Genomic DNA, 25,027 nt, shown 5'->3' with positions numbered 1-25,027 from the left:
CTGGTGACCGGTGGAGTAGTGGGACTTACCGCATGGGAAACGCGCTGGTCCGGCGGTTGTCGGCGGGATCGTGGCCGGTCAGCGGACCGAGTGGGCCGAGCCGGTGCGGGGCGGGCGGCGGGCGTGCGTCGTGCGGCGCCAGGTGGCGCCAGACGGCTTGAGGCTGCTTGCGACGGCTTGCGACGCCTCGAGATGGCTTGAGACGGTGTCAGGCGGCAGGCAGGTGGCCTCTAGGCGGACAGCGCCGCGCGGCCCGCCTTCAGCGCGGCGGCGATGGCGACGCAGCGCCGAGCCTGGTGGCGTGCGGCGTCCAGGGCGACGTCGGACGGGGCACCTTCGCCGACGACGTGCGAGGTGCCGTAGGGATTGCCGGACTTGAACTGGACCGGGTCGGTGTAGCCGGGCGGCACGATGACGCCGCCCCAGTGATAGAAGGTGTTCGCCAAGGCCAGGATGGTCGACTCCTGCCCGCCGTGGGCTGTGTTGGAGGCGGTGAAGGCCGAGTAGACCTTGTCCGCGAGCAGGCCTTGGAACCACAGCGGACCGGTGGTCTCGATGAAGGCGCGCAGCTGGCTGGCGGGGTTGCCGAAGCGCGTCGGAGAGCCGAAGAGGATCACGTCGGCCCAGGTCAGGTCGTCGTGGGTGACGTGCGGGGTGTCGGCGGTGGCGGCGAGGTGGGCGATCCAGGCGGGATTGGCGTCGATGGCGGTCTGCGGGGCGGTCTCAGCGACCTTGACCACGCGGACGGTCGCGCCGGCCTTCTCGGCGCCTTCGGCGGCGGCGTCGGCGAGGGTACGGATGGTGCCGGTGGCGCTGTAGTAGATGATCGCGACGTTGATGGGTTCCATGCCCAGTTCGACGATATGGCGGAGGGGAATGTGAGGCGGCGGGTGCGAGCTCACAATCCGGCGGGCTGCTTCGTCGTAAGGGGCGTACGGAAGGAGTCGTCGATGTCGTCGGAACCCGGGCTGACCGCCGTGGTCAGCGAGCGGAGACACCTGCTCAACCTCGCCTACCGGCTGCTCGGTTCGCTCGCCGATGCCGAGGACGTGGTGCAGGAGACGTACGTGCGCTGGTACGCGCTCTCGCGTGCGCAGCAGGCGGAGATCGCGGCGCCGGCGGCGTGGCTGACCACGGTCGCCAGCCGGATCTGCCTGGACCAGCTCGGATCGGCGCGCGCCCGGCGGGAGCGGTACGTCGGGCAGTGGATCCCCGAGCCGCTGCCGGGCCGGTCGGCGTGGGTGAGCGTGGGCTCGGACCCCGGCGACCCGGCGGACCGGATCACGCTGGACGAGTCGGTGACGATGGCCTTCCTGGTGGTACTGGACGCGATGACGCCCGCCGAGCGCGTCGCCTTCGTCCTGCACGACGTGTTCCGCTATCCGTTCGCCGAGGTCGGCGAGATCGTGGGCCGCTCGGCGGCAGCGTGCCGACAGCTGGCGACCTCAGCCCGCCGGCGGGTGGAGACAGCCACGGGAGTGGTCACATCGCCCGACGCCGGAGTGGTGCGCGCCTTCCAGCGCGCATGGAGCGCCGGCGACATCGAAGGCCTCCTGGCAGTACTGGCTCCAGACGCGGTCGCGACCGGCGACGGCGGCGGCGTCGTCCACGCGGCACCGGAACCGGTGATCGGCCGCGAGGCAGTGGCGAGGTTCTTCGCCGAGCGCTCAGGAACGCCGGGAATGGAGCTCGCGGAGGTCGAGGTGAACGGACAGCCCGGGCTGGCGGCACGGGTCGACGGCGCGACGGTGTCAGTCCTGGCATTCGCGATCGAGCAGGGGCGGATCTCGCGGGTATGGGCGGTGCTGAACCCGGAGAAGTTGCAGGGCTGGGTGGGGGCGGTTGCGGAATAGTGGAGTAGAGGGCTGACACGCTGGGCTTGGCGAGCAGGGCTCTCGCACGCGCATGGCTGAGCGCTGGCTGCTGAGTGCTGGCTGCTGGCTGCCGACCGCTGGCTGCCAAGTGCTGGCTGCTTGATGCTGGCTGCTGGGTGCTTGGTGCTGAGTGCTGGCTGCTGACCGCCGACTACTGGCTGCTTGCTGCTGGCTGCTGACTGCTGGGCTCGCTGCTGGCTGCTGGCTGCTGGCTGCTGACTGCTGGGCTCGCTGCTGGCTGCTGGCTGCTGGCTGCTGGCCGCTGGCTGGCCAAGTACCGACCACCGATTGCCGCGCGTCCGCCGCGCCGCACCCGTGCCCGGCAACTACCCTCGACAGCGTGCAGGAACTGATCACCACTCCCGTCGGCGATGCCCGGCTCACTCGCTTCCCGACTCCGTCGCGCGTCAAGCGGCGGGCGGTGCTGGCGCTTGGACATGGTGCCGGTGGCGGGATTCAGGCTGCGGATCTGCAGGCGATCGCTGGTGCGCTGCCTGCGTCTGGGGTCGAGGTGGTGCTCGTTGAGCAGCCGTGGGTGGTGGCTGGGAAGAAGATCGCGCCGGCGCCGAAGACGCTTGATGCGGGGTGGGTTCCGGTTGCTGAGGTGGTGCGGAAGCGGGCGCGCTCGACGCCCTTTCTGGTCGGTGGGCGTAGTGCCGGTGCGCGTGTGGCGTGCCGGACCGGGTTGGTGAGTGGGGCTGTGGGTGTCGTGGCGCTGGCTTTTCCGTTGCATCCGCCGGGGAAGCCGGAGAAGTCGCGGGCTGGGGAGTTGCTCGGCAGTGGGTTGCCGACGTTGGTCGTGCAGGCTGGTGCTGACACGTTCGGGACTGCGGCGGAGTTTCCCTCGCTGCCGGCTACGCATCGGCTTGTGGGGCTGGTTGCCGGGGATCATGCCTTCAAGGTGAGGAAGGTTGATCCGCCGGTGCTGGATGCGCTGGTAGCGGCGGTCGTGGAGTGGACCGGCGAGCTGCTGCGGTAAGGAGTCATCTAGAGTCTTGGGCATGGACCAGCCGCGCGCGATGCTCTTTGATTTCTCCGGCACGCTGATGCACTTCGAATCGGCGGAGAGCTGGGTTCGTGCCATCACCGAGGCGGCCGGGATCGGGGTGGACGAGGGCGAGGTCGAGCACTGGGCCGCGCGGCTGATCGAGGCCGGCGCCTGGTACGGCGCCTATCCGACGTATGTGCCGGAGCATCTCGCGGCGCTGTATGAGTCCCGCGACCTGGACGAGCCGCACCATCGCGCGTGCTACACCGGGCTGATCCGGGAGTCCGGGTGGCCGTGGCCGGAGCTGGTCGAGCCGCTGTACGACCGCAGCAACGCCCCGGAGGCGTGGTTGGCGTATCCGGACGCGCTGGAGGCGGTGAGCGAGGCCAAGGACCGGGGTCTGGCGACCGCGGTGATCAGCAACATCTCCTTCGACATCCGGCCGCACCTGAAGCACGCCGGGCTGCTGGAGCTGCTGGACGCGGTCGTGCTGAGCTACGAGGTCGGCATGGTGAAGCCGGACCCGAAGATCTTCCAGCTGGCGTGCGACACCCTCGGCGTGGACCCGGCGTCGGCCGTCATGGTCGGCGACCATGCGGCCGACGGCGGCGGGTCCGTGCTCGGCGTGCGGACCTACTTCGTCAATCAGGTACCGGTCCAGGAGCGGCCGGATGCCTTGATCAGCGTGCTGCGAGAGGTCACGGCGTCGTAGGCGGGTCGGTGACGGTCGGCGCCGGCGTCTTCCCCGGCGCCCGCACCGACCGCAGCAGCACCTCCGAGACGTCCGCGACGCGCACCGCCTCGTCGGCCTTGCCCTGCTGCTTGCGCGTCGCCACGCCGTCGGTGAGCATCACGATGCAGTAGGGACACGCGGCGGTCACCAGGTCCGGCGACGTGCCCAGCGCCTCGTCGGTCCGGGTCTCGTTGATCCGCGAGCCGATCGTCTCCTCCATCCACATCCGCGCGCCGCCCGCCCCGCAGCAGAACGACTTCTCGCGGTTGCGCGGCATCTCGGTCAGCTTCACGCCGGGAATCGTGCCCAGGATGTCGCGCGGGGCGTCGAAGACCCGGTTGTGCCGGCCGAGGTAGCAGGGGTCGTGGTAGGTGACCGCGACGTCCACCTCGCCGGCCGGCTTGATCCGGCCGTCCTTGATCAGCCGGGCCAGCAGCTCGGTGTGGTGCACGACCTCGTAGTTCCCGCCGAGCTGCGGGTATTCGTTGGCCAGGGTGTTGAAGCAGTGCGCACAGGTGACGACGATCTTCTTGGCGCCCGCGGTGTTCAGCGTCTCCACGTTCTGCGACGCCAGCTCGTGGAACAGGAACTCCTGACCCAGGCGGCGGGCGGCGTCGCCGGTGCAGGTCTCCCCCGAGCCCAGGATCATGAACTCGACCCCGGCCTCGTGCAGGAGTTCGGCGACGTTGCGGGAGGTCTTCTTCGCGTTGTCGTCCAGGGAGCCGGCGCAGCCGACCCAGAAGAGGTATTCGACGTCCTCGGGGATGCGCTCCTCCCCGTTCGCCCCCAAGACGCGGACCTCAAAGGGCAGCCCGGTCGTCCACTCCAGCCGGGCCTTGGCGCCGCGTCCCCAGGGGTCGCCGTTCTTCTCCAGGTTGCGGAGCATCGTGCCGGCCTCGCGGGGGAACTCGGCCTCGATGAGCACCTGGTAGCGGCGCATGTCGACGATGTGGTCGACGTGCTCGATGTCCACCGGGCACTGCTCGACGCAGGCGCCGCAGGTCACGCAGGACCACAGGACGTCGGGGTCGATCACGCCGTTCACGTCCGCGCCGCCGACCAGCGGACGCTGGGCCTCGGCGAAGACGTCGACCGCGCTGGTCTCCATCGCCGCCCTGGCCTCCTCGCTCTCGGCGAGCAGGTACGGCGCCTTGGCCAGCGCGTGGTCGCGCAGGCTCATGATGAGCAGCTTCGGGCTCAGCGGCTTCTCAGTGTTCCAGGCCGGGCACTGGGACTGGCAGCGTCCGCACTCGGTGCAGGTCGCCAGGTCCAGCAAGCCCTTCCAGGTGAAGTCCTCGATCGCGCCGCGGCCGATCTTGTCGTCCTCGCCCGGGTCCTCGAAGTCCACGGCCTTGCCGTCGGAGTAGACCGGCAGCAGCGGGCCCAGGGCGCGCGGGCGGCGGGAGAAGGCGATGTTGAACGGCGCCAGGAAGATGTGCAGGTGCTTGGAGTTGACGACCAGCACCAGGAAGCTCAGGACCACGCCGAGGGAGAGCAGCAGGCCGCCGGTCTCGAAGACGTCGTTGGCGGTCTTGCCGGCGCCGTGCAGCACGTGCCCGGCGGCCTGGCTGGCGAACGCGCCGTGCGGGAAGGGGAAGTTGCCGGTGTTGATCTGCGCGCCGCGGTAGAGCAGCAGGGTCCACATGACGTTGAAGATCATGAACAGCACGACCCAGGCGGCGGTCGTGTGCGAGCCGAAGAAGCGCGACTGGCGGCCGCGCTTGTCGGGGTCCTGGCGCAGCCGGATCACGGAGAAGGCCAGCAGACCGGCCAGAACCGCGACGATGAAGAAGTCCTCCAGGAAGCCCAGCCAGGTGTCCGTGCCGATCAGCGGGATGTGGAAGTCCCGGTCGAACAGCGCCCCGAAGCCCTCGACGATGGTGGCGCCGAGGATCATGAAGCCCCAGAACACCGCGGCGTGCGCGAGTCCCGGACCGGACCACCGCAGCAGCTTGCGCTGGCCCAAAACCTCGGTCGTCACCGCCCACAAGCGGGTACCGGGTTCGTCGGCGCGCCCGGGCTCGGCCGGCTGCATCGTGCGGCCCAGGCGATAGAGCATCAGCACACGGCGTCCTGCCAATGCGAACGCTGTGAGCGTGATCGCCGCGCCGATGATGAGTCGTACAGCCACAGGGGACTCCGTTCGTTGCGAGGGAAGGGGGAACGGGTTGGGTGAGGTCGGGCTGGAATCTATGTCTGACTTCGAAGCTGTGTCCGGCTGAGGATCTCTGCCAGCAACGCGGGCAGGATCGCGCGGGCGTCGCCGACGACAGCGAGGTCGGCGAGCTTGAAGATCGGGGCGGAGGGGTCGTCGCCGATCGCGACGACGGTCTTCGCGCCCTGCATCCCGGCGCGGTGGCGCACCGAGCCGGAGACGCCGCAGGCGAGGTACAGGCGCGGGTTCACGGTCTTGCCGGTGAGGCCGACGCGCGCCTCGGGCGGGATCCAGCCGAGGTCGGCGGCGGTGTGCGAGCCGGCGACGGCGGCGCCGAGGGCCGCGGCGACGTCGGCCAGGACGGCGAAGGCGGCTTGGGAGCCGATGCCGCGCCCGCCGGCGACGACGATGTCGGCGTGGTCGAGGGCGGGTCGCGCGGGGCGCGGCTTGAGGGTCGCGACTATTCGCGGAGTGCGGGCCGGGGAGGGCTCGACGGCGACGGTGTGCAGGACCGGTTCGCTCGGACTCGGCTCGGGGACCGCGGCTTCGGGGCAGACCGTGATGATCGGGATGCCGCGCACGACGCTGGATTCGACGAGGTGGGAGTCGGCGAGGCAGCGCTGGACCGCGATCGGGCCTCGGGCGCCGGGGCGGACCTCGACGGCATCGGTGATGATGCCGGAGTCGAGGCGGATCGCCAGGCGCGCGGCGGTTTCCTGGCCTCGGTGGGTCGCGGCTATGAGGATCGCTGCCGGGGTGAGGCTGTGGGCGATGGCTGCCAGGAGGTCCGTGTCGCTGAGGCTGGCACCGGCAATGACATCGCGACCGGCACCGGCACTGGCACTGGCACTGGCACTGGCACTGGCATCGATACCGCGACCGGCACCGATATCGCCACCGGCACTGCGACCGGCGCTGGCACTGGCACTGGCACTGGCATCGATACCGCGACCGGCGCTGATATCGCCACCGACGCTGCGACCGGCGCTGGCACCGGCACTGGCATCGCCACCGGCGCCAGCGCCGGCACCAGCATTGGCATGCGCGGGTTCGGCCGCGCCGCGTTGCAGCGGCAGCGCCGTCGCGGCGTCGCCGGCGGGACCGTCGGGGCACCAGATCTCCGTGGCGCCGTAGCGTCCCAGCACCGCGATCGTCTCCTCGTCGGGCGCCGTCGCGCAGGCCGCGACCGGCTGCCCCAGCCGCCGGGCCAGCGTCAGGAGCGCGCACGTCGAGCGTGCCACCGTGCCCTCGCGCGCGTCGTGTTCGACGAGCGCCACCACGTGCGCCATCCGGCCTCCTTGCCGCGATGTCGGTTGTGCGGGGTCAGAGGAACTGTCGTCGGGTCAGGAAGTCGGCGATGCGGGTCGCGGCGCTCGCGGGGTCCTCGGCCACGGCGGTGCTGCCGGCTTCGGTGCGGATGACGCGGCCGACCTTGGTCGCGGTGGCGGCCAGGCCGACGTCGGCCGTCTCGATCCCCAGATCCGCCAGCGACCATGTGCGGACCAGCTTCTGGCGGGCGTCGGAGATGGCTTCGAAGCGCGGGTAGCGAGGCTCGCCGCTGCGGTCGGTGACCGAGACCACCGCGGGCATCGCGGCTGCCAGTTCCTCGGTGGCGGCGCCGTCGTCGCGGGTGGCGTGGAGCATGTCCTCCTCGGTGCGCAGGCTGTCGCAGCAGCACAGGGCCGGGACGCCGAGGCGTTCGGCGAGCATCGCGGGGATCACGGACATCGCGGAGTCCGTGGAGGCGCTGCCGCACAGCACCAGGTCGAAGCCGAGGCGGCGGCAGACGGCGGCCAGGACCAGGGAGGTGGCCGGGGCGTCGGAGCCGTGCAGGGCGTCGTCCAGGACGTGCACGCCCTCGTCGGCGCCGCGCGCCAGGGCGGCGCGCAGCGCGGCGGACGCGCCGGACGGGCCCATGGTCACGGCGGTGACCTGCACGTCGAGACGACGGCAGGCGATGCGCGCGGCCTGCTCGACCGCGTACTCGTCGGCGTCCTGCAGGCGGCAGCGCACCGCCGACCGGTCCACGGTCAGATCCTGGGCGAACGACACCTCCGCGATCGCTTGCGGGACGTGCTTGGTCAAAACGACGATCTTCATCCCACACCTCGCAACTGCTGCGGGAGTGTAGAGGGCTGATGACCAATCGAGAAGACCCCTGACACGCGAGGTGCGTGTCAGGGGTCTCGTCGACTCCCCGCAGGGGTGAAAGCCGGGTCAGTGGACCAGGGTGTAGCCCGCCTCGTCGACGGCGGCCTCGACGGCCTCGACCGTCAGCGGCGCGGCGCTGGTGACGGTGACCTGACCGGTCGCCAGGACCACGTCCACGTTCTGGACGCCGTCGATCGCGCCGACCTCTTCCGTCACGGACTTGACACAGTGATCGCAGGTCATGCCTGACACGGTGTAGACGGCGGTGGTCTGGTCCTCGGACACGGGACTCTCCTTCGGCGCGGCGGCGACGGCTTCGGCGGCGGGGGTGGCACAACAGGAACAGCCCGAGGCGGCGGACGCCTCGGGCTGGATCACGGTCAGCTCGGTCATGACGGCTACTATACCCCCCTAGGGTATTGAGCCCGGAGGGTCCCTCTGTGATCTCGCTCACAGCGGGACCCCGCGCCGACCGTCAGCGGACGTCGAGCGTCACCGCCGCGGTGTGCAGCACGCCGCCGGTCTGGAACTGGAGATACATCCGCCACTGCCCGGACTTCGGCAGCGTCGCCTCGAAGGTCAGGTCCGGACCGCCGGTCGGGGTGGTCGCGACGCCGCCCTGCGGGTGCAGGTGCGCCATGGCCAGGTCGCCGGTGTGGAAGCCGGACAGGTGGGCGTAGGTCTCCAGGTACGGCTCCAGATCGGTCACCGGCTTGCCGTCCTCGGCGATCGAGACCTTCAGCGGCATCTCCATCCCCGCCATGAGCTGCGAGGAGTCGACGGTCAGGGTGTAGCCGTCGACCGTGGTGGTCGAGGACGCGGCGGGCAGCGGCTTATCCGGCGCCGACCCGGCAGACGTGACCGACTGGGACAGCACCAGGGGGACTGCCTGGCCGTCGGCGCCCTTGGCGATGAACTGCGCGTAGACCCGGTACGCACCGGGCCCGGCGGCCTCGGTCGGGGCGGTCCACGTGCCGTCCGCAGCCATCGTCGGGTGCACGTGCTGGAAGCCCGACAAGTCCGAGCGGATCAAGTAGAAGTGCATGAGCTTGGTCTGCTCGGGTTCGAAGGCGGTGACCGGCTTGCCGTCGGGACCGAGGATCTTGAAGGCGAAGCCCGCCGCCGCTACCGAGTCGCCGGCCGGGGCGAGGGTGTAGCCCTGGGCGCTGGCGGCCAGGCCGTCGCCCATGTACATGAGCTCGCCGCCGTCGTCCATGCCGACCATCGAGGAGTGGGGATGGGAGGGAGCAGGCGAGGAGGAGCTGGAGCTGCTGCACGCCGCGAGCGCCAGGACGCTCACGATGGCAGGGACGAGCAGGACGAAGCGGACACAGCTGATCGAACGCATGAGAATGGAAACCCTTCCGGTGAATACGTGGACTGACGGCTAAGGAAGCAGCCGTCTGTCACGTCCGGGAGATGCTCAGCGTGCGCAGGACTTGGGCGCCGGTCCGAGGTGGACCGTGCGGCCAGCGCGGGTGGATCAGGAGCGCGAGGAAGGGCAGTCCGGGCCGCCACGGCGCTATGACGAGCAGGAACAGCGCGAGGAACAGGGCCGCCATGCCTTCGGGGCGCAGGGGGACACAGGTCGGGTCGGCCTGCATGTGGTCGGACATGCCGTCCGAGGCGCTGAGGGTACTCGGGATCTGCGCTTCCGGCGGCATCACGGAGTCTGCGGGTGCGGAGACCGGCGCCGTTATCGGCATCGCCATGGATGTCGGCGTCTGCATCGATATCGGCATGCAGTGCATCGACGGAGCGCTGAGCCCGTGCATCAGGAACAGCCCGGCGAGCACCGCGAACAGCAGCATCACACGCTGCCGTCCGGTCCTGCGGGCCATGCTCTCTCCCCGCTCGATGCCAGCTGTCGATACCAGCTACCGGTATAGGGTAGCGCGCGGGAGGCGGAGACGATGGGCGCAATCACGCACGCGTTGCGGATCACAGGCTCGATGACGTGGGAGATCACCTGGGCGCTGATCCTGGGGTTCACGCTGTCGGCGGTCATCCAGGCGGTGGTGCGCAAGTCGACGATCGTGCGGCTGCTGGGCGACGACCGGCCGAAGACGCTGGCGGTTTCGTCGTTGCTGGGGGCGGCGTCCTCGTCCTGCTCCTATGCGGCGGTGGCGCTGGCGCGCTCCCTTTTCCGCAAAGGCGCGAACTTCACCGCGGCGATCACGTTCGCGATCGGCTCGACGAACCTGGTGCTGGAACTCGGCGTGATCCTGTGGCTGTTGCTGGGCTGGCAGTTCACGCTGGCGGAGTTCGTCGGCGGCCCGATCATGATCGTGGTGCTGGCGGTGCTGTTCCGGCGCTTCCTGAAGCCGTCGTTGCTGCACGAGGCGCGGGAGCAGGCCGACCGCGGGGTCGCGGGCTCCATGGAGGGGCACGCGGCGATGGACATGGCGGTGGCCGGGGACGGACCGTTCCTGCGGCGGCTGCTCTCGCGCGCCGGGTTCACGTCGGTGTCGCACGTGTTCGTCATGGAGTGGGCGGCGATCCTGCGGGACCTGGTGATCGGGCTGCTCATCGCCGGGGCGATCGCGGCGTGGGTGCCGGACTCCTTCTGGCAGCACTTCTTCCTGTCCGGGCACCCGGTCCTCGCCGGGATCTGGGGTCCGCTGGTCGGGCCGGTGGTGGCGGTGGTCAGCTTCGTGTGCTCGATCGGGAACGTGCCGCTGGCGCTGGTGCTGTGGAAGGGCGGGATCAGCTTCGGCGGGGTGACCGCGTTCATCTTCGCGGACCTGCTGATCCTGCCGATCCTGAACATCTACAAGAAGTACTACGGCCGGCGCGCGGCCTGGTTCCTGCTGTGGACCTTCTTCATCGCGATGGCCGGCGCGGGCTATGTCGTGGAGCTGCTGTTCGAGGCCTTCGGCTGGATCCCGGGGCGCGGCGGGATGTCGGTGATGAGCGAGGGCGTGACGTGGAACTACACGACGTGGCTCAACATCGTGTTCCTGGTGCTGGCGCTCGTTTTGGTGGTGCGGTTCGGGCGCAGCGGCGGGATGGCGATGATGCGGATGATGGGCGGCGGGCCGGACGACATGGCGATGGACCATTCGACGAGCGCCGAGGACACCGGTCACGGCGCTTAGGCGAGAATACCGACCATGGTCGACTCCACGAACTCGTATCTTCTGGTCGGCGGCTACGGAGCGGGCGTGCACTGCCTGCGCTACGACGCCGACGGCGCGCTGTCCCCGGTCTCGTCGGTGGACATCGCCGACCCCTCCTACGTCGCCTACGACGGCGCGCGCGGCGTCCTGACGGCGGTGGTGGAGCAGGAGCCCGCGGGACGCGTGGCCTCCGCGCGCTTCACCGTCGCCGAGGGCGGCAGCGACGTGCGCGACCAGACCGCCAGCGGCGGCGCGGCGCCGTGCCACCTGGCGCTGCACCCCGACGGCAGCACGCTGTTCGTCGCCAACTACGTGTCGGGGACCGTCGGCGTCTTCCCGATCGACGCCGAGGGCCGGGTGACCGGCAGCGAGCCCGCGCAGCTGATCCAGCACACCGGCTCGGGCCCGCGCGCCGACCGGCAGGAGGGCCCGCACGCGCACCAGGTGACGGTCTCGCCGTCGGGACGCTGGGTGCTGGCCGTGGACCTGGGCACCGACACGGTGTACGTGTACGCCTACGAGGCCGGGCGCCTCACCGAGCACGGCGTCGTGACGCTGCCCGGCGGCTCGGGCCCGCGCCACCTGGCGTTCCACGGCTCCGGACGCTACTTCTACCTGCTGAACGAGGTCTCCTGGACCGTCGCGGTGTGCTCCTGGGACGAGGCGACCGGCGCCGGCGAGGTCGGCCAGCTGGTGCAGAGCCGCGCCGAAGCCGACCGCGCGAAGTCCGACCACGCCTGGTGCGCGGCGATCCGGGTGTCCGCCGACGACCGCTTCCTCTACGCCTCCAACCGCGTCGACGACACGATCGCGGTCTTCGCCGTCGCCGCCGACGGCGCCACCCTGGAGCCGGTCGAGGTGGTACCGGCCGGCGGCGCGTGGCCGCGCGACATCGTCCTGTCCCCCGACGGCACCCTGCTGTTCAGCGCGAACCAGCACTCGGACTCGATCACCGTCTTCCGGGTCGACGCCGCGAGCGGACGGCTGACGCCGGTCGGGACGCCGTACGCGGTCACGACGCCGGCGTCGCTGCTGCCGATCTCGGCCTGACGCCGGCGGCTGCGGCAACGGCAGCGGCGGTTGCAGCGACAGCGACATAGGGGAACCGCGGCGGTGGACGTGGCACCACCACCGCGGTTCTCCCCTCCATGGTCTGTAACTCGCTCATGGATGCGATCTCTTCCACGTTTCCCACGCTGCCAGCAGCGCGCGCTCCTTCTCCGGGCTCAGACCGTGCGGTCTGCGCGGCTCGTACGTGCGCCGCGCCTCGCCTCCGTCGGCGGTCAGCCAGGCCCAGGTGTCCTGGACCGTTTCGCGCAGGGGGCGGCAGCGTAGGCCGACTGCTTCGGCGCGCGAGGTGTCCGCGTCCCAGGGGACATCGCCTGGGGGGATCCAGATCGGGAGTTCGCTCCAGAAGGCGATGTCCTGGGTTTCCAGGAAGGCACTGTCGAGCCATTCGAGGTGCGCTGCGGAGGCGGTGGCGTCGATGCATGCTTCGAGGAGTTCGCCGTAGGTGGAGGCGTTCGAGGGGGTGCCGGCGACGGTGTAGGCGCCGGTGAGGCCTTGGTCGATGGCGCTGAGGGTGAAGGCGGCGATGTCTCGGACGTCGATCGGGTTGATCGGGGAGGCGGGGTCGCCGGGTGCCAGGGTTCTGAGGTCGCGGGTGGTTCCGGCGTCGGCCATGCGGAGCAGGAGGGTCGGGAGGCGGCCGACGTCCTCGTGCGGGCCGAGGAGCAGGCCCAGGCGCAGGGACAGGGTGCGGCCGGGGAAGTCGCGGGCGACGACGCGCTCGCAGCCTGCCTTCAGGGTGCCGTAGTCGCCGTCGTCGGGACCGGCGTCCGGGGAGCACTCGTGGAGCGGTGAGGCGTCGGTGACGGGCTGGGCGGGCCAGTCGGGGAAGACGTTGATGGTCGACATGAACACGTACGCCTGCGCGCTGTTCGCCAGGGCGCGGACGGCGTCGCCGACGACTTGCGGGACGTAGCCGGAGGTGTCGACGATCGCGTCCCAGGGTCCGTGGTCCGCTAGGCGCGCCAGGTCTTCCTGGGACTCCCGGTCGCCGCGCACGGCTTGGACGCCGGGGACGTCCGGGGCGGTGCGGCCGCGGTTGAAGACGGTCACCTCGTGGCCCGCCGCCAGAGCCTCGGCCGCGACGGCGCGGCCGAGGAAGGCGCTGCCGCCGAGTAGGAGAAGTCGCATTGCCCCACCCTCGCAGCGTGCGGAGGCGGGAGGCCACCTCTGTCTGCTGACAGCGGAGAGCGTTCGGTACGGCTCGGCCGCGCTCAGCGGCGCGGCGCTCAGTGCGGCCCGGCCGCGCTCAGAACGCGAGCTGGGTGACCGCGTAGATCACCAAGCCGGCCAGCGCGCCGACCACCGTGCCGTTGATCCGGATGAACTGCAGGTCGCGGCCGACCTGGAGCTCGATCTTGCGGGAGGTGGCCGGGCCGTCCCAGGCCGCGACGGTGTCGGTGATCAGGGACGTGATCTCCTGGCGGTAGGTGGTCACCAGGTGGACCGCGACCTCGCGGATCCAGCCGTCGGCCTTCTCCTGCATGGCGGTGTCGGTCTCCAGGCGGCGCCCGAGGCTCTGCAGCCCGTCGCGGGCGCGCGCCTGCAGGTCGCTGTCGGGATCCTCGGCGGCGTCTATCACCGCCTGGCGCATGGCGGTCCAGCCGGAGGCGACGACGCCCTGCAGCTCGTGGTGTTCGAGCACTTCGGTCTTGAGCTTGTCGACGCGGCGGCGGGTCTCCGGGTCGGTCCGCAGCTCCTCGGCGTAGTCGGCCATGAACCGGTCCAGGGCCTTGCGCACCGGGTGGTTCTGGTCGTCGCGGACGCTGCCGGCCAGCTTCACCAGCTCGCGCTGGATGCGGCGGGCCACGGCGTCGTCCAGGAAGCGCGGGGACCACAGCGGCGCCTCGTTCGAGACCGCGTTGCCGATGGCCTCGGGGTGCGCCTCCAGCCAGTCGTGGGCGCGCGCCGCCACCATGTCGACCACCTGGTGGTGGTTGCCGGACTCGGTGAGGCGCTGGAGCACGTTGCCCAGCGGCGTCGCCAGGTCGGCCTTGGCCAGCCGGACGGCGACCGCGTCGCCGAGGATCTTCTGGATGTCCTCGTCGCGCAGCACGGTCAGCACCCCGCGCACGGCGGTCGCCAGCTCCTTGGTGACGCGCGCGGCGTTCTCCGGCTGCGAGAGCCACTGCCCGGTGCGGCGGGAGATGCCGAGGGCGGAAAGGCGGCTGCGGATGACGTCCTCGGACAGGAAGTTCTCGCCGACGAAGGTGCCCAGCCCTTCGCCGAACTGGTCCTTGCGGTTGGGGATGATCGCGGTGTGCGGGATCGGCACGCCGAGCGGGTGCTTGAACAGCGCGGTGACCGCGAACCAGTCCGCCAGCCCGCCGACCATGCCGGCCTCGGCGGCGGCCTCGACGTAGCCGGTCCAGCCGTGGACGCCGTGGTTCTGCAGGATCCGCATGGTGATGTAGACGATCGCGGCGGCCAACAAGAACCCGGTCGCGACCGACTTCATGCGGCGCATCCCGCTCCGCTTCTGCAGTTCGCTGGGGGTCAGCGGGTCACTGGGCCGGGCTTTCGTCACGATCGTCATTGTGGCCCAGCGAGCGGACTTGCGCCGAACCGACGGCGCGGTAGCGGTCCGGATCGCAGGTGAAAACGATGATTTGGGTGGGTTGCGGCGGCGGGTTCGGGGCGGTTTCGGGGGCGCTGGCTGTGCTGCTCGCACTGCCCGCGTGGTTGAGCAGCGCGCCGAGCATGCGGCGGCGGCCGGGGTCGGCGGCGCCGAGCGCGTCGTCGATGATCACCGGGACGCCGCCGTCGGGCCCGACCAGCGCGGCGCACGCCAGGCGCACGCACATCGCCACGGCTTCGCGCGCGCCGGTCGACAGCTCGGCGTAGGGATCGGTGCGGCCGCCGAGCGTGCGCGAGGCGATGCGCAGGTCGGCCTCGACGCTGACGCCGAAGGAGGCTCCGAAGACCAGGCGCCCGAAGCGCTCGACCTGCTCCTTGAACGGGCCCTGATAGGCACGCGTGGCCTCGTCACGGCGGCGCAGGAGGGTTTCATGGAGCAGCCGCGCGGCCTCGGCGCGAGCGGTGACGGAGGCAAGATCCCGCTCGGCGCCGTCCCGGCGGGCCTCGGCCTCCCGATGGCGGTCGGCGAGGTCGTCGCCGACGGCGTCAAGGCGCCCGGCGAGGTGCTGGAGAGCGTCGCGGGTGTCCTTGATCTCGGACTCGGTGCGCGCGACGACGTCCCGGGCGTTGGTCAGGAGAAATTCGACCTGGTCGGGCTGGGCGTCGCGGTAGTTGGCGTCATGGGCAGCACGGTCCTGCACGGCGGTCGCGAGGATCCGGGCCGCGTCGGCGTCACGCTGCTCGATGAGCTCATCGGCGGCAACGAGGCGGGCCTCGGCCAGGCGGGTCCGCGCGGCCTCGTGCTCGGCAGCCAGGTGCTCAGCACGACCGGCGAGCTTCTGGGCATCAGCAGCGAGCTCGTTGGCACGCACCTCGGCGAGGCGAAGGGCATCGCCCGCACGCTCGAGGTTCGCAGAGGTCTCCTCGGACTCGGCACGGCGGTGCTCGGCGACGGTCTCAGCCTCATCGCGATCAGCGGGCGGCAGCACCCCGGCATCGCGACGATCGAGATGGTCGGCGATCCGGGCCTCAAGGCGCGCCTGCTCATCAGCCAGCACGGCGGGATCCTTGCTCAGCTTCTTGCGCGCGGACTCAGCGGCAAGAAGCGAAGCACGCGCCTCGACATACCGCTGAAGGCGCACACGCGCAGCGGCGAGATCCCGCACCCCCGCCTGATGGCAGAGCACGACGAGCCCGGACTCGGCGGCATCGAGCTTCGCCCGCAACTCCCGCTCACTGGCACCCGGAGCCAAGGTGACGCGCAGGACGCCTTCGGCCTCGATGACGAGGGGATCGGTGAGGCGGCGGACGAGAGGGGCGGCGAGGGCGGCCTCGGTGCGAGCTTCGGGGAGGAGGGAGCTGGCGGCGGCGATGGTGGTGGTGGTGGTGGGCGCGCTGGTGGTAGTGGCGGTGGGCGCGCCGGTGCCGGCGACCTCGGCGAGCACATCGGAGCTGGCGGCTGCGGCGATGGTAGCTGCGGTGGTGGTGGCGGCGTCGCTGCTGGTGCGGGTAGTCGTGCCAGCGCTGGTGCGAGCCTCGGGCAGAGTGGCGGTCGTGGGCGCGTTGGCGCTGGTGACCTCGGCGAGCACATCGGAGCTGGCGGCTGCGGCGATGGCGGCTGCGGCAGCGGCTGCGGCAGCAGTGGCAGCGTCGGTGCTGGTGCCGGTGCGAGCCTCAGGCAGGGTCGCGGAGGCGCTGGTCCTGGATGCGCCTGCCTCCGCGAGCGCCGCGGAGCTTGCGCCAGCACCGCCGCCCGAAGCCTCCGCTGCCGCGCGCGCGTCCGGCACCGACACCGTGACCGCCGCGCTCCCCAGCCGCTCGATGCGGACCGTCGCGGCGGCGACTTCGATGGCGGTGCGGGCGTCGCGGACGGTGCGGTCGGCTTGGTCGATGGCTTCGACGGCTCGGTCGTCGATCTCTGTGGCGGCGGTTTCGGCGGCGGCTAGTTCTACTTCGCGGTCGGCTTCGGCGAGGGCTTCGCGGTCGGCGCGGACGCGTTCCAGTTCGTAGACGTCGCGCATCCAGCGGTAGTCGGCGTCGGCTTCCTGGTAGCGGCGGAGGGCCAGGCGGTGCGCCTCGTCGGCGGTGCGGTGCATCGCTGAGGCGCCGGTGCGGCGGGTGTCGGCCTCGGTGCGGAGTTCGGTGTGGGCGGCGATCTGGGTCTCCAGCGTCTGGAGTTCGCCCTCGTAGTCGCTCACGCTCCGCACCAGTGCCTGGCGCGCCTCCCATGTGCGGGCTGCGAGTTCGGCGTCGCGTGAGGCGCGCTCGACCAGGGTCGCCGCGTCGTCGCGGCGTGCCCGGAGGGTCTCCACGGACTTGGCGCGCTGCGTGAGGGTGTCGAGGTCGCCGCGGTCCGTCACCAGCCGCTGGCGCAATTCGGCCAGGCGCGCCGTCACTTCGCCGTGCCGCTCGGTGTCGGCCTCGACGCGCGCCAGGGTCTGAGCCAGCTCCGCGGCCTCGGCGGCGGCGGTCGCGGCGGCGTCCTGCGCCGCGCGGTACTCCCCCGTCGGCTGGTGGTTCTTCGCGGTGAAGTAGCGCGCGAACTCCTTCTCGACCCGCTGGACCAGCGTGTCCTCGGAGCCGTCGCCGGGTCCGGAGGCGCCGCCGGCGGCCGCGTCGAGGGCGGCGCGCAGGGAGGCGCTGCCGGCGATGCGGTCCACGTCGAAGGGCTTGTCCTGCAGGACCCGCAGGGCTTTGAACAGGTCGTAGTCCGTGGCCTGATGCAGGATCGCCAGGACCCGCTCGTGCGCCTCGCGTCCGGTCAGGGTCTCCGGCGCCGGCGCCAGGACGCGCAGCTCGGTCAGCGGACGGAGCCAGCGCTTGCGGTACACCAGGTGGTGTCCGCCGACCCGGAACTCGGCCTCCACCTCGGGGCTCGCGTCGGTGTGCCGCGGCTTGACGGCGCGCACCGCCTCCTTGCGCGAGGAGTCCAGCTCGTCCAGGAGCAGGCCGAAGGCCTCGATGGTGCTGCTCTTGCCGGACTCGTTCGGGCCCTCGACCACGGTCACCCCGTGCTCGGCGAACGTCAGCTCCCGGTCGGCGACGCCGCGGAAGTTCGTCAGCCGGATCCGCAGCAGCCTCACGAAGCCCTCCCGGAGAGCGGAGAGAGCGTGACCAGCAGGGCCAGCGCGTCGGAGGCGCGGCGGGCCGCGTCCGGGTCCGGGCCGGTCGCCAGCTCCCGCAGGTCGTCGACGGCGCGCGCGGCGAAGCCGCTCAGGCCCAGGGTTCCGAAGTCGGCGTCGTCGGGGCGCACCTCCAGGTGCGAGCGCGAGGAGTCGACGACGGCGGCGAACAGGTCCTCGCTGGTGCGGCGCAAGTCGTCGTACGCCGCCTTGTCGGACACCGACAGCACGCCGCGCAGCCGCAGCTTCACGATCGTGCGCTCCTTGTCCGGCATCGCGTCCAGCCGCTCGCGCAGCCCGGCGATGTCCGCGGCGCCGTTCAGCTCGCCCTCGGTACCCTCCACCGAGCGGAACCGCCACGTCGCCACCCGGTGCTTGGCGACCATCGGCGGCCGGGACAAATCGTCCTCGTCGATCTCGACCACCAGGACGTTGCCCGGATCGGTCTCCACGAACGCCGTCGGCTCCGGCGCCCCGGAGTACCACACCCGCGGCGTCACCTCAGTGGTCGAATGCCGGTCGCCGAGCGCGACGTAGTGCGCCTTGCCCGCCTCCAGCGCGGCGCGGACGCCGGCGACGCGGATCAGCGACACCGGGTCGGACTGCGGGGCGACGGCGTCGACCGCGCCGTGGGCGACCACGACGCGCACCACGCCGGGCGGCGCCGGGTCCAGCGCGCCGAGCAGGTCGCCGAGCAGGTCCGAGGTCGGGCGCTTGGAGCGCCACGGCGCGCCGACCACCTCGAAGCCCGGGCGCACCTCGACCGGCGTCTCGTCGCGCAGCACCACCACGTTCTCCGGGCACGCTTGGGCGAAGCGCTCTGAGCCCCAGATCGACGCCGCGTTCAGCGGATCGTGGTTGCCCGGCAGCAGGAACACCTTCAGCGGCAGGCCTTTCAGCTTCTCCATCGCCTGCCGCACCGTGCGCGCCGACTCGGTGTTCGTCTCGAACACGTCCCCGCCGACCACGATCGCTTCGCAGCCCTCGGACACCGCCAGACGCCCCAGCGTGCCCAGGACGTCACGCCGCGCGGCGTCGAACTGGCCCTGGCGCTCGGGGTCCAGGAACCGCCGGCCCATGCCGAGCTGCCAGTCGGCGGTGTGCAGGAATCGCATAGAGGTCCACGGTAGACGGTGGGACCGTCAGCCCGTCACGGATCCCGGCAGCCCGTGGCGAATCAGGACTGAACCGTCCAGCCGGACGCCGCCAGGTCCGCCGCCAGGCGGTCGGACACGGTCGGGTCCACCAGCAGTTCCACCAGACCCGCCTCGCGGCCCGGGGAGTGGTCGATGCGCACGTCCTCGATGTTCACCCCGACGCTGCCGGCCGCCGCGAACAGCCGCGCCAGCTCGCCGGGCCGGTCGGAGATCAGCACCGGTACCGCGGTGTAAGAGGCCGAAGCCGTTCCGTGCTTGCCCGGGATGCGCGCCTGCCCGGCGTTGCCGCGGCGCAGCAGGTCGGCCAGGTTGGCGGCGCCGCGCTTGGCGGCTTCGGCGTCCGGGCCGGCGACGGCGCGCAGCGCGTCCACCGCCGCGGTGAGGTCTGTGGCGTAGGCGGCGAGGACCTCGGCGATCGCCGGGGCGTTGGCGGCGAGGATGTCCTCCCACAGCTCCGGGGCGCCGCCGGCGATGCGTGTCAGGTCTCGGATACCGGTACCGGAGATGCGCACCGACTCCTCGCGGGCGCCCTCCAAGCGCGCCGCCATCAGCGCGGCGACCAGGTGCGGGGCGTGCGAGATCAGGGCCACGGCGTGGTCGTGCTCGTCGGTGTCCATCACGACCGGTACCGCGCCGCACAGCGAGACCAGTTCCAGCGCCTGGTTCAGGGCGTCGCGGGAGGTGGTCGCGCCGGGTGTCAGCACCCAGGGACGCCCCTCGAACAGATCCCAGCGGGCGGCCAGCGGACCGGAGCGCTCGCGGCCGGCCAGCGGGTGGCCGCCGATGAAGCGGCTCAGGTCGGCGCCGGCGTCCTCGGCGGAGGTGTGCACCAGCGCCTTCACCGAGCCGACGTCGGTGTAGACGCGGGACCACTCCTCGCGCTGCGCCTGCGCCAGCATCGCTCCTATGCGCGCCGGCGGGACGGCCAGGATGCACAGGTCGACCGGCTGCGCGGGGCGGCCGGTGTGGCCGGCGCCCAGGGAGGCCGCGGTCCGCGCGGCGCCCTCGTCGGTGTCGCTGAGGTGCACGTCGATGCCGCGGCGGGTCAACGCCAAGGCGATGGACGTGCCGATGAGTCCAGTGCCGACGACCAGGGCGGAGCGCATACCGGAAACCCTATCGGCTTCCGGCGCGTGGCTACTGCGCTATGTCCCTGCGCAGAGCAGCAGCTCCACCTAGGTAGACATGCTGTATCTCGTTCTTGGCACGCAGCGTCTCCACATGCGCCAGCAGACGGACCACGCGCGGCATCGCGCCGGTGACGTCGATCTCCTGCGCGCACATCAGGGGCACGTCGACGATGCCCAGCTCCCGCGCGGCGAGAGCCGGGAACTCGCTGTGCAGGTCGGGAGTAGCCGTGAACAGCATGCTGATCAGGTCCTCGACAGCGAAGCCGTTCTGCTCCAACACCTGCTTGACCAGCTCCGTCGTGCCGGCCAACAGGTGGTCCCGGTCATCTAGGTCCAGCTGGATCGCGCCTCGTACCGCCCGGACTGCCATGAAGCCACCCTACTGATCACACGAATCCGCGTCGCGCGGCGTCCCGCCGTGCGAGACGCCGCTACGCCGGCGGGTCGAAGCTGTGGCCGCAGGGGTAGGTGAAGCCGCTGGGGAGGCTGTCCTCGCGCAGCAGCTCGAAGCGCTCACGGGTGTTCGCGTCGTTCGGGGTGTACACCGTCATCCGGGTCTCCGGGGTGGCGGCGACGTCGAAGGTGGTCACCACGACGTTGAGCTCGCCGATCGCCGGATGCCGGAAGACCTTCACCCGGACGCCGCCGTCGGCCACGCCGTGCTCGGCCCACAGCTCGGCGAACTCCGGGCTGGCGGCGCACAGCCGCTTGACGAACTCCTCCCACGCCGGCTCGCCGACGTGGCGGCCGTAGCGGGCGCGGAAGTTGGCGACCATCCGGGACAGGTCCTCGCTGCGGTTCACGAACGGATGGCAGCACTTCGGGCTGGTGAAGCAGGACCACAGCGAGTTCCGCTTGTCCTCGGGCAGGTTCACCAGGAACGGGAACAGCAGCGCGTAGGAGCGGTTCCAGGCCAGGATGTCGCTGCGGCCGTTGACGACCGAGGCGGGCAGCGGGTCCAGGCCGTCCAGGATCTGCTGGACCTCCGGGTCCAGCCGCCGGCAGCCGTTCACCGCCGGGACCGCCGGGATGTCGGCGAGCTGGTACAGGTGCTCGGTCTCGGCCGGATCCAGCCGCAGGGTGCGGGCCACGGCGTCCAGGACCTGGACGCTGGCGTTGATCTGGCGGCCCTGCTCCAGCCAGGTGTACCAGGTCACCCCCACCCCGGCGAGCTGCGCGACCTCCTCGCGGCGCAGGCCCGGGGTCCGGCGCCGGGTGCCGGTCGGCAGTCCCAGCACCTCCGGGTCCAGCCGCTCGCGGCGGCTGCGCAGGAAGGAGGCCAGTTCCGACCGGCGCTGCGGCGCGGCGTCTTTGCCGGCTGTACGGCTGGTGGTCACCGGGGCGACGGAGATGTCTATGCTCACGAACACCATGATGCCTCGTCGGGCATCATGGTGCCAGGTACTGGTGGTAATAGGATAACTGGACTCCTGGTACCCCCATAAAGAGCCGCGCATCCTGGTGTTGTGACCAAGATGTTGAGCGAGTCCGGGACCGGACCGAACCAGATGTCGACCCCCGCCGCCGGGGGCACCACCACCTTAAGCCCGACAAGACACGAGCGTACGGCCGGCGCTGCGAGCGCCCCGGCCGGCAACCGCCGGTCGGGGCTGATCCTGGCCACGGTGCTCGTCGGCTACTTCATGGCGCTGCTGGACGGCTCGATCGTCAACGTGGCGCTGCCGAGCATCCACGAGAAGCTGCACGCCTCCGGCGCCGGCCTGCAGATGGTCGCCGCCGGCTACATCATCGCCTACGCGGTGCTGCTGGTGACCGGCGCGCGCCTGGGCCGGATCCTGGGCCACGAACGGCTGTTCAAGTCCGGACTGGTCGGCTTCACCATCGCCTCGCTGGCCTGCGGGCTGGCCCAGAGCACCGGCGAGCTCATCATCTTCCGGGTGATCCAGGGCATAGCCGCGGCCGTGATGCTGCCGCAGGTCCTGAGCCTGATCCAGCAGACCTTCCAGGGCGAGGCCCGCGCCAAGGCGATGAGCGCCTGGACCGCGGTGCTGGCCTCCGGGATCGTGGTCGGGCAGGTGCTCGGCGGCATCCTGGTGACCGCGAACCTGTTCGGGTGGTCGTGGCGCCCGGTGTTCCTGGTGAACGTGCCGATCGGCATCGTGCTGTACATCGCGGCGATCCGCTCGCTGCCCTCGGTCAAGCCGCAGAACAGCGCGGCGGGCAACAAGGTGGACCTGGCCGGCGTGCTGACGCTGTCCCCGACGATCCTGGCGCTGGTCGTGCCGCTGGTCCTGGGCCACGACGAGCACTGGCCGCTGTGGGGCTGGGTGCTGCTGGCCGCGTCCGTCCCGCTGCTCGCCCTGTTCCTGGCCGTCGAGCGCCGGGTGGCGCGCCGCGGCGACTCCCCGATCCTGCCCGGGCGCATCCTGCAGATGTCGGGCATGAAGCCCTCGCTGATCGTGATCTTCCTGACCATGGTCGTCTACGCCGGCAACCTGTTCGCCACCGCGATCCACCTGCAGGGCACCCTGGGCTTCAGCGCGCTGAAGACCGGCCTGGCCTTCGCCCCCTGCGCCGCGACCTTCGGCCTGGTGAGCTACTTCTGGCGCCGGATCCCGGCGCACCTGGTCCGGCGCATGTCGTTCCTGGGCCTGCTGATCGGCGCGGCGGCCACCGCGGCGCAGATCTGGATGTTCAAGGACGGCGGCTACGGCGGCGTGTGGTTCTACCTGAACCAGCTGGTCTACGGCTTCGGCATCGGTATCGCCAACGCCCCGACCATGACCCTGGCCCTGATGCGGGTCCCGGTCGCCGACGCCTCGGACGCCTCGGGCACGCTGGCGACGAACGCGCAGCTGGCCCAGGTGGTCGGCATCGCCTCCCTCGGCACGCTGTACCTGACGGTGGCCGCCGGCCACGCGGTGCACGCCGCGGGACACGCGATGGCGGTGCTGTCCGGCGCCGGAGTGGTCGTGACGCTGCTGGCGGCGGTGTTCTCCTTCCACCTGTACCGCTTGGACAAGCACGAGCGGGCCGCTACGGCCGCCGGGGCTGCGGCGGTGTGAGTACCCGGCTCGCGCTGAACTGAGCTACTGAATCACTGAAGACAGCGGAGCGCCCCCTGGAGATCATTCCGGGGGGCGCTCCGTGGTGTGCTGCTCGGTTGTATTGGTCGGTTGTATTGCTCGCGCTTCTTAGAGCCCGCTGTCTAACTCGCGTTTCCTAGAGTCCGACGGACTTGTAGACCGCGCCGACCTCTTCCTTGTTGAGCGGACGCATGCGCTCGGGCTTCTGGTCGCCGAGCGAGATCGGGCCGAACTTGGTGCGCACCAGGCCGCGCACGGGGAGCCCGACCGCGTCCATGATGCGCCGGACGATGCGGTTGCGGCCTTCGTGGATGGTGATCTCCACCAGCGCGTTGCGGCCGACGGAGTCCAGCAGGCGGAAGTGGTCGACGCGTGCCAGACCGTCCTCCAGGTCCACGCCCTCGCGCAGGCGGCGGCCCAGGTCCTTCGGCACGGTGCCGTAGACCTGCGCGCGGTAGACCTTGCGGATCTCGTAGGACGGATGCGCCAGCCGGTGCGCGAGTTCCCCGTCGTTGGTCAGCAGGATCAGGCCCTCGGTGTCGACGTCGAGGCGTCCGATGTGGAACAGGCGCTCGTTGCGCCCGCGCACGTAGTCGCCGAGGTTGGGCCGATCCGGGTCGTCCATGGCGGACACCACGCCCATCGGCTTGTTGAACGCGAAGTGCACGATCCCCTCAGCGGTCGAGATGCGCATCCCGTCGACCCGGATCACCGCGGTCTCGGGATCCACGCGCATGCCCTGATGCCGCACGATCTCACCGTTGACCTCAACCCGGCCGGCGGCGATCAGATCCTCGCTGACCCGCCGACTGCCGACCCCGGCCTGCGCCAGAACCTTCTGAAGGCGGATGCCCTCTTCGTTGGCGTCCGCAAAGGGGTCATAGTCGCGCCAGTCACGACCACCGGAGCCGGCGGCGGCATTCGCGCCGGAAGCATTGCCACCACCGCCCGACCCACCGGAGCGACCACCAGCCTTGCCAGGCGAACGTCCACCAGCGGGCGCAGGCTGCCGAGACCCACCGGAACCCGCACCAGCCTGCCGAGAGCCGCCGGAACCCCGCGCTCCGCCACCGGAGCCGGAGCCCCGGCCTCCACCGGACTTGCTGGGCTGGGAACGGCGAGCGGGGGTGTTCATGGCAACCATTGTCCCCTATCGGGGACCCCCGCTCGTCCGCCCTCGTTCAGGCGGGGGACGAGCGCGCGGTGTGCCGGCTGCGCGGCCGGTCTAGCCGGCGAGGATCGAGCCGGTGTAGTCGGCGTCGTTCTCGTACACGCAGGTGATGTCGTGGTACCCCTGCGACCAGGTGCTGCCGTCGGCGAACAGCATGCTGGCCTCCGCGCTCTGCGGGAGCTTGGACTGGTCGACCTTGGTCTTCGCCGCGTTCTCGCACAGCGGCTGGGCGTTGGCTGTCAGGTCGTCGTCGGTTGGGGCGACCGAGGTGGCGCCGGGGTAGGTGAAGCTGTAGAAGGCCTGGGCGTTGTGCGGCTGGGTGCAGGGGATGGCCTTCACCGAGTCGAAGGCGACCGAGGCGTCCGCGGGCCTCTCGTAGCAGTCGCCGGCGCGCAGGCTGACGGCGTCGAGGTTGCCGCCCTTGCTGATGGTGCCGGTGGCGTCCCGGTGGGACTTGTGGGAGTTGGTGACCATCCAGCTGATGCCGCCGGCGATCAGGACGACGACGAAGATGCCGAGGCGGACGTAGACGAGCGTCTGGCCGCGGCGGCGCTTCGGCGGCGGGCCGTAGCCGAAGCCGGCGTTGCTGGTGCCATTGCCGTTGCCGTAAGGGTTCTGCGGCGCCTGGGCATACGGATTCTGTGGCGCGCCCTGGCCATACTGCGGCTGCTGCTGGCCGTAGGGGTTCTGCGCCGCATAGGGCATCTGGTCCTGGGTCGGCGCGTAATTTCCGCC

At 71.1% G+C, this 25,027-nt stretch carries 22 protein-coding genes; 6 read left to right on the top strand and 16 right to left on the bottom strand.

Annotated features, from left to right (window positions below):
• Nucleotides 1–230: 230 nt before the first annotated feature.
• The gene (gene wrbA, locus CACI_RS12350; protein ID WP_012786689.1) at nucleotides 231–848 is read right to left on the bottom strand and encodes an NAD(P)H:quinone oxidoreductase; all 618 of its coding nucleotides are present in this window, start codon (nucleotides 846–848) and stop codon (nucleotides 231–233) included.
• A gap of 102 nt (nucleotides 849–950) precedes the next feature.
• On the opposite strand from wrbA, the gene sigJ reads away from it, so the two are divergent.
• From sigJ to CACI_RS12335, 3 genes are all read left to right on the top strand, one after another.
• Nucleotides 951–1,853, top strand: a complete 903-nt coding sequence (gene sigJ, locus CACI_RS12345; protein ID WP_012786688.1) for an RNA polymerase sigma factor SigJ — start codon at nucleotides 951–953, stop codon at nucleotides 1,851–1,853.
• A 361-nt stretch (nucleotides 1,854–2,214) separates the two neighbouring features.
• Nucleotides 2,215–2,853: an alpha/beta hydrolase family protein gene (locus CACI_RS12340; protein WP_012786687.1), complete on the top strand. Its 639-nt coding sequence runs from the start codon at nucleotides 2,215–2,217 to the stop codon at nucleotides 2,851–2,853.
• A gap of 22 nt (nucleotides 2,854–2,875) precedes the next feature.
• Nucleotides 2,876–3,574, top strand: a complete 699-nt coding sequence (locus CACI_RS12335) for an HAD family hydrolase (RefSeq protein WP_012786686.1) — start codon at nucleotides 2,876–2,878, stop codon at nucleotides 3,572–3,574.
• On the opposite strand, the gene CACI_RS12330 is transcribed toward CACI_RS12335, so the two are convergent.
• The 6 genes from CACI_RS12330 to CACI_RS12305 form a co-directional block, all read right to left on the bottom strand.
• Complete coding sequence (locus CACI_RS12330; protein WP_012786685.1) at nucleotides 3,561–5,726, bottom strand: (Fe-S)-binding protein; 2,166 nt, start codon at nucleotides 5,724–5,726, stop codon at nucleotides 3,561–3,563. The genes CACI_RS12335 and CACI_RS12330 overlap by 14 nt on opposite strands.
• 59 nt (nucleotides 5,727–5,785) lie before the next feature.
• Nucleotides 5,786–7,039 carry an electron transfer flavoprotein subunit alpha/FixB family protein gene (locus CACI_RS12325; protein ID WP_012786684.1) on the bottom strand — a complete coding sequence of 418 codons (1,254 nt, stop codon included), beginning with the start codon at nucleotides 7,037–7,039 and terminating at the stop codon, nucleotides 5,786–5,788.
• A gap of 34 nt (nucleotides 7,040–7,073) precedes the next feature.
• Nucleotides 7,074–7,850, bottom strand: a complete 777-nt coding sequence (locus tag CACI_RS12320; RefSeq protein WP_012786683.1) for an electron transfer flavoprotein subunit beta/FixA family protein — start codon at nucleotides 7,848–7,850, stop codon at nucleotides 7,074–7,076.
• Nucleotides 7,851–7,967: 117 nt separating this feature from the next.
• Entirely contained in the window at nucleotides 7,968–8,294 is a 327-nt protein-coding gene (locus tag CACI_RS47705) for a heavy-metal-associated domain-containing protein (RefSeq protein WP_012786682.1), read from the bottom strand.
• Between the two features lie 82 nt (nucleotides 8,295–8,376).
• Nucleotides 8,377–9,249 carry a hypothetical protein gene (locus CACI_RS12310; RefSeq protein ID WP_012786681.1) on the bottom strand — a complete coding sequence of 291 codons (873 nt, stop codon included), beginning with the start codon at nucleotides 9,247–9,249 and terminating at the stop codon, nucleotides 8,377–8,379.
• Between the two features lie 58 nt (nucleotides 9,250–9,307).
• Nucleotides 9,308–9,742 carry a DUF6153 family protein gene (locus CACI_RS12305; protein ID WP_012786680.1) on the bottom strand — a complete coding sequence of 145 codons (435 nt, stop codon included), beginning with the start codon at nucleotides 9,740–9,742 and terminating at the stop codon, nucleotides 9,308–9,310.
• Nucleotides 9,743–9,814: 72 nt separating this feature from the next.
• Between CACI_RS12305 and CACI_RS12300 the strand changes: the two genes are divergently transcribed.
• A complete protein-coding gene (locus CACI_RS12300) occupies nucleotides 9,815–10,999 on the top strand; it encodes a permease (protein ID WP_012786679.1) in 1,185 nt (394 codons plus the stop codon).
• Nucleotides 11,000–11,014: 15 nt separating this feature from the next.
• On the top strand, nucleotides 11,015–12,070 hold the full coding sequence (locus tag CACI_RS12295) for a lactonase family protein (protein ID WP_012786678.1): 1,056 nt from the start codon (nucleotides 11,015–11,017) through the stop codon (nucleotides 12,068–12,070).
• Between the two features lie 114 nt (nucleotides 12,071–12,184).
• Here the strand turns inward: CACI_RS12295 and CACI_RS12290 are convergent, their stop codons facing one another.
• From CACI_RS12290 to CACI_RS12260, 7 genes are all read right to left on the bottom strand, one after another.
• Nucleotides 12,185–13,219 (bottom strand): NAD-dependent epimerase/dehydratase family protein, encoded by a 1,035-nt coding sequence (locus CACI_RS12290; protein ID WP_012786677.1) that lies wholly within the window; start codon nucleotides 13,217–13,219, stop codon nucleotides 12,185–12,187.
• A 118-nt stretch (nucleotides 13,220–13,337) separates the two neighbouring features.
• On the bottom strand, nucleotides 13,338–14,624 hold the full coding sequence (locus tag CACI_RS12285; protein WP_012786676.1) for a DUF445 domain-containing protein: 1,287 nt from the start codon (nucleotides 14,622–14,624) through the stop codon (nucleotides 13,338–13,340).
• Nucleotides 14,593–17,748 carry an AAA family ATPase gene (locus tag CACI_RS53495; protein ID WP_012786675.1) on the bottom strand — a complete coding sequence of 1,052 codons (3,156 nt, stop codon included), beginning with the start codon at nucleotides 17,746–17,748 and terminating at the stop codon, nucleotides 14,593–14,595. Before CACI_RS53495 ends, CACI_RS12285 begins: the two co-directional genes overlap by 32 nt.
• Nucleotides 17,745–18,902: a metallophosphoesterase family protein gene (locus CACI_RS12275; protein WP_012786674.1), complete on the bottom strand. Its 1,158-nt coding sequence runs from the start codon at nucleotides 18,900–18,902 to the stop codon at nucleotides 17,745–17,747. The genes CACI_RS53495 and CACI_RS12275 overlap by 4 nt, the downstream gene beginning before the upstream one ends.
• A 62-nt stretch (nucleotides 18,903–18,964) precedes the next feature.
• Nucleotides 18,965–20,050 carry a prephenate dehydrogenase gene (locus CACI_RS12270; protein ID WP_012786673.1) on the bottom strand — a complete coding sequence of 362 codons (1,086 nt, stop codon included), beginning with the start codon at nucleotides 20,048–20,050 and terminating at the stop codon, nucleotides 18,965–18,967.
• A gap of 31 nt (nucleotides 20,051–20,081) precedes the next feature.
• Complete coding sequence (gene aroH / locus CACI_RS12265; protein ID WP_012786672.1) at nucleotides 20,082–20,444, bottom strand: chorismate mutase; 363 nt, start codon at nucleotides 20,442–20,444, stop codon at nucleotides 20,082–20,084.
• Nucleotides 20,445–20,505: 61 nt separating this feature from the next.
• On the bottom strand, nucleotides 20,506–21,447 hold the full coding sequence (locus CACI_RS12260) for a helix-turn-helix transcriptional regulator (protein WP_012786671.1): 942 nt from the start codon (nucleotides 21,445–21,447) through the stop codon (nucleotides 20,506–20,508).
• Between the two features lie 102 nt (nucleotides 21,448–21,549).
• Between CACI_RS12260 and CACI_RS12255 the strand changes: the two genes are divergently transcribed.
• A complete protein-coding gene (locus CACI_RS12255) occupies nucleotides 21,550–23,100 on the top strand; it encodes an MFS transporter (protein ID WP_012786670.1) in 1,551 nt (516 codons plus the stop codon).
• 157 nt (nucleotides 23,101–23,257) lie between these two features.
• Here the strand turns inward: CACI_RS12255 and CACI_RS12250 are convergent, their stop codons facing one another.
• On the bottom strand, nucleotides 23,258–24,256 hold the full coding sequence (locus CACI_RS12250) for a pseudouridine synthase (protein ID WP_012786669.1): 999 nt from the start codon (nucleotides 24,254–24,256) through the stop codon (nucleotides 23,258–23,260).
• Between the two features lie 90 nt (nucleotides 24,257–24,346).
• The gene (locus CACI_RS45440; RefSeq protein WP_049871553.1) at nucleotides 24,347–24,997 is read right to left on the bottom strand and encodes a septum formation family protein; all 651 of its coding nucleotides are present in this window, start codon (nucleotides 24,995–24,997) and stop codon (nucleotides 24,347–24,349) included.
• Between the last annotated feature and the right edge of the window lie 30 nt (nucleotides 24,998–25,027).

This window comes from Catenulispora acidiphila DSM 44928 (genome assembly GCF_000024025.1).
Lineage (GTDB): Bacteria > Actinomycetota > Actinomycetes > Streptomycetales > Catenulisporaceae > Catenulispora > Catenulispora acidiphila.
The sequence above is the reverse complement of the archived record's forward strand: the minus strand, read 5'-3'. Positions and strand labels throughout refer to the sequence as shown.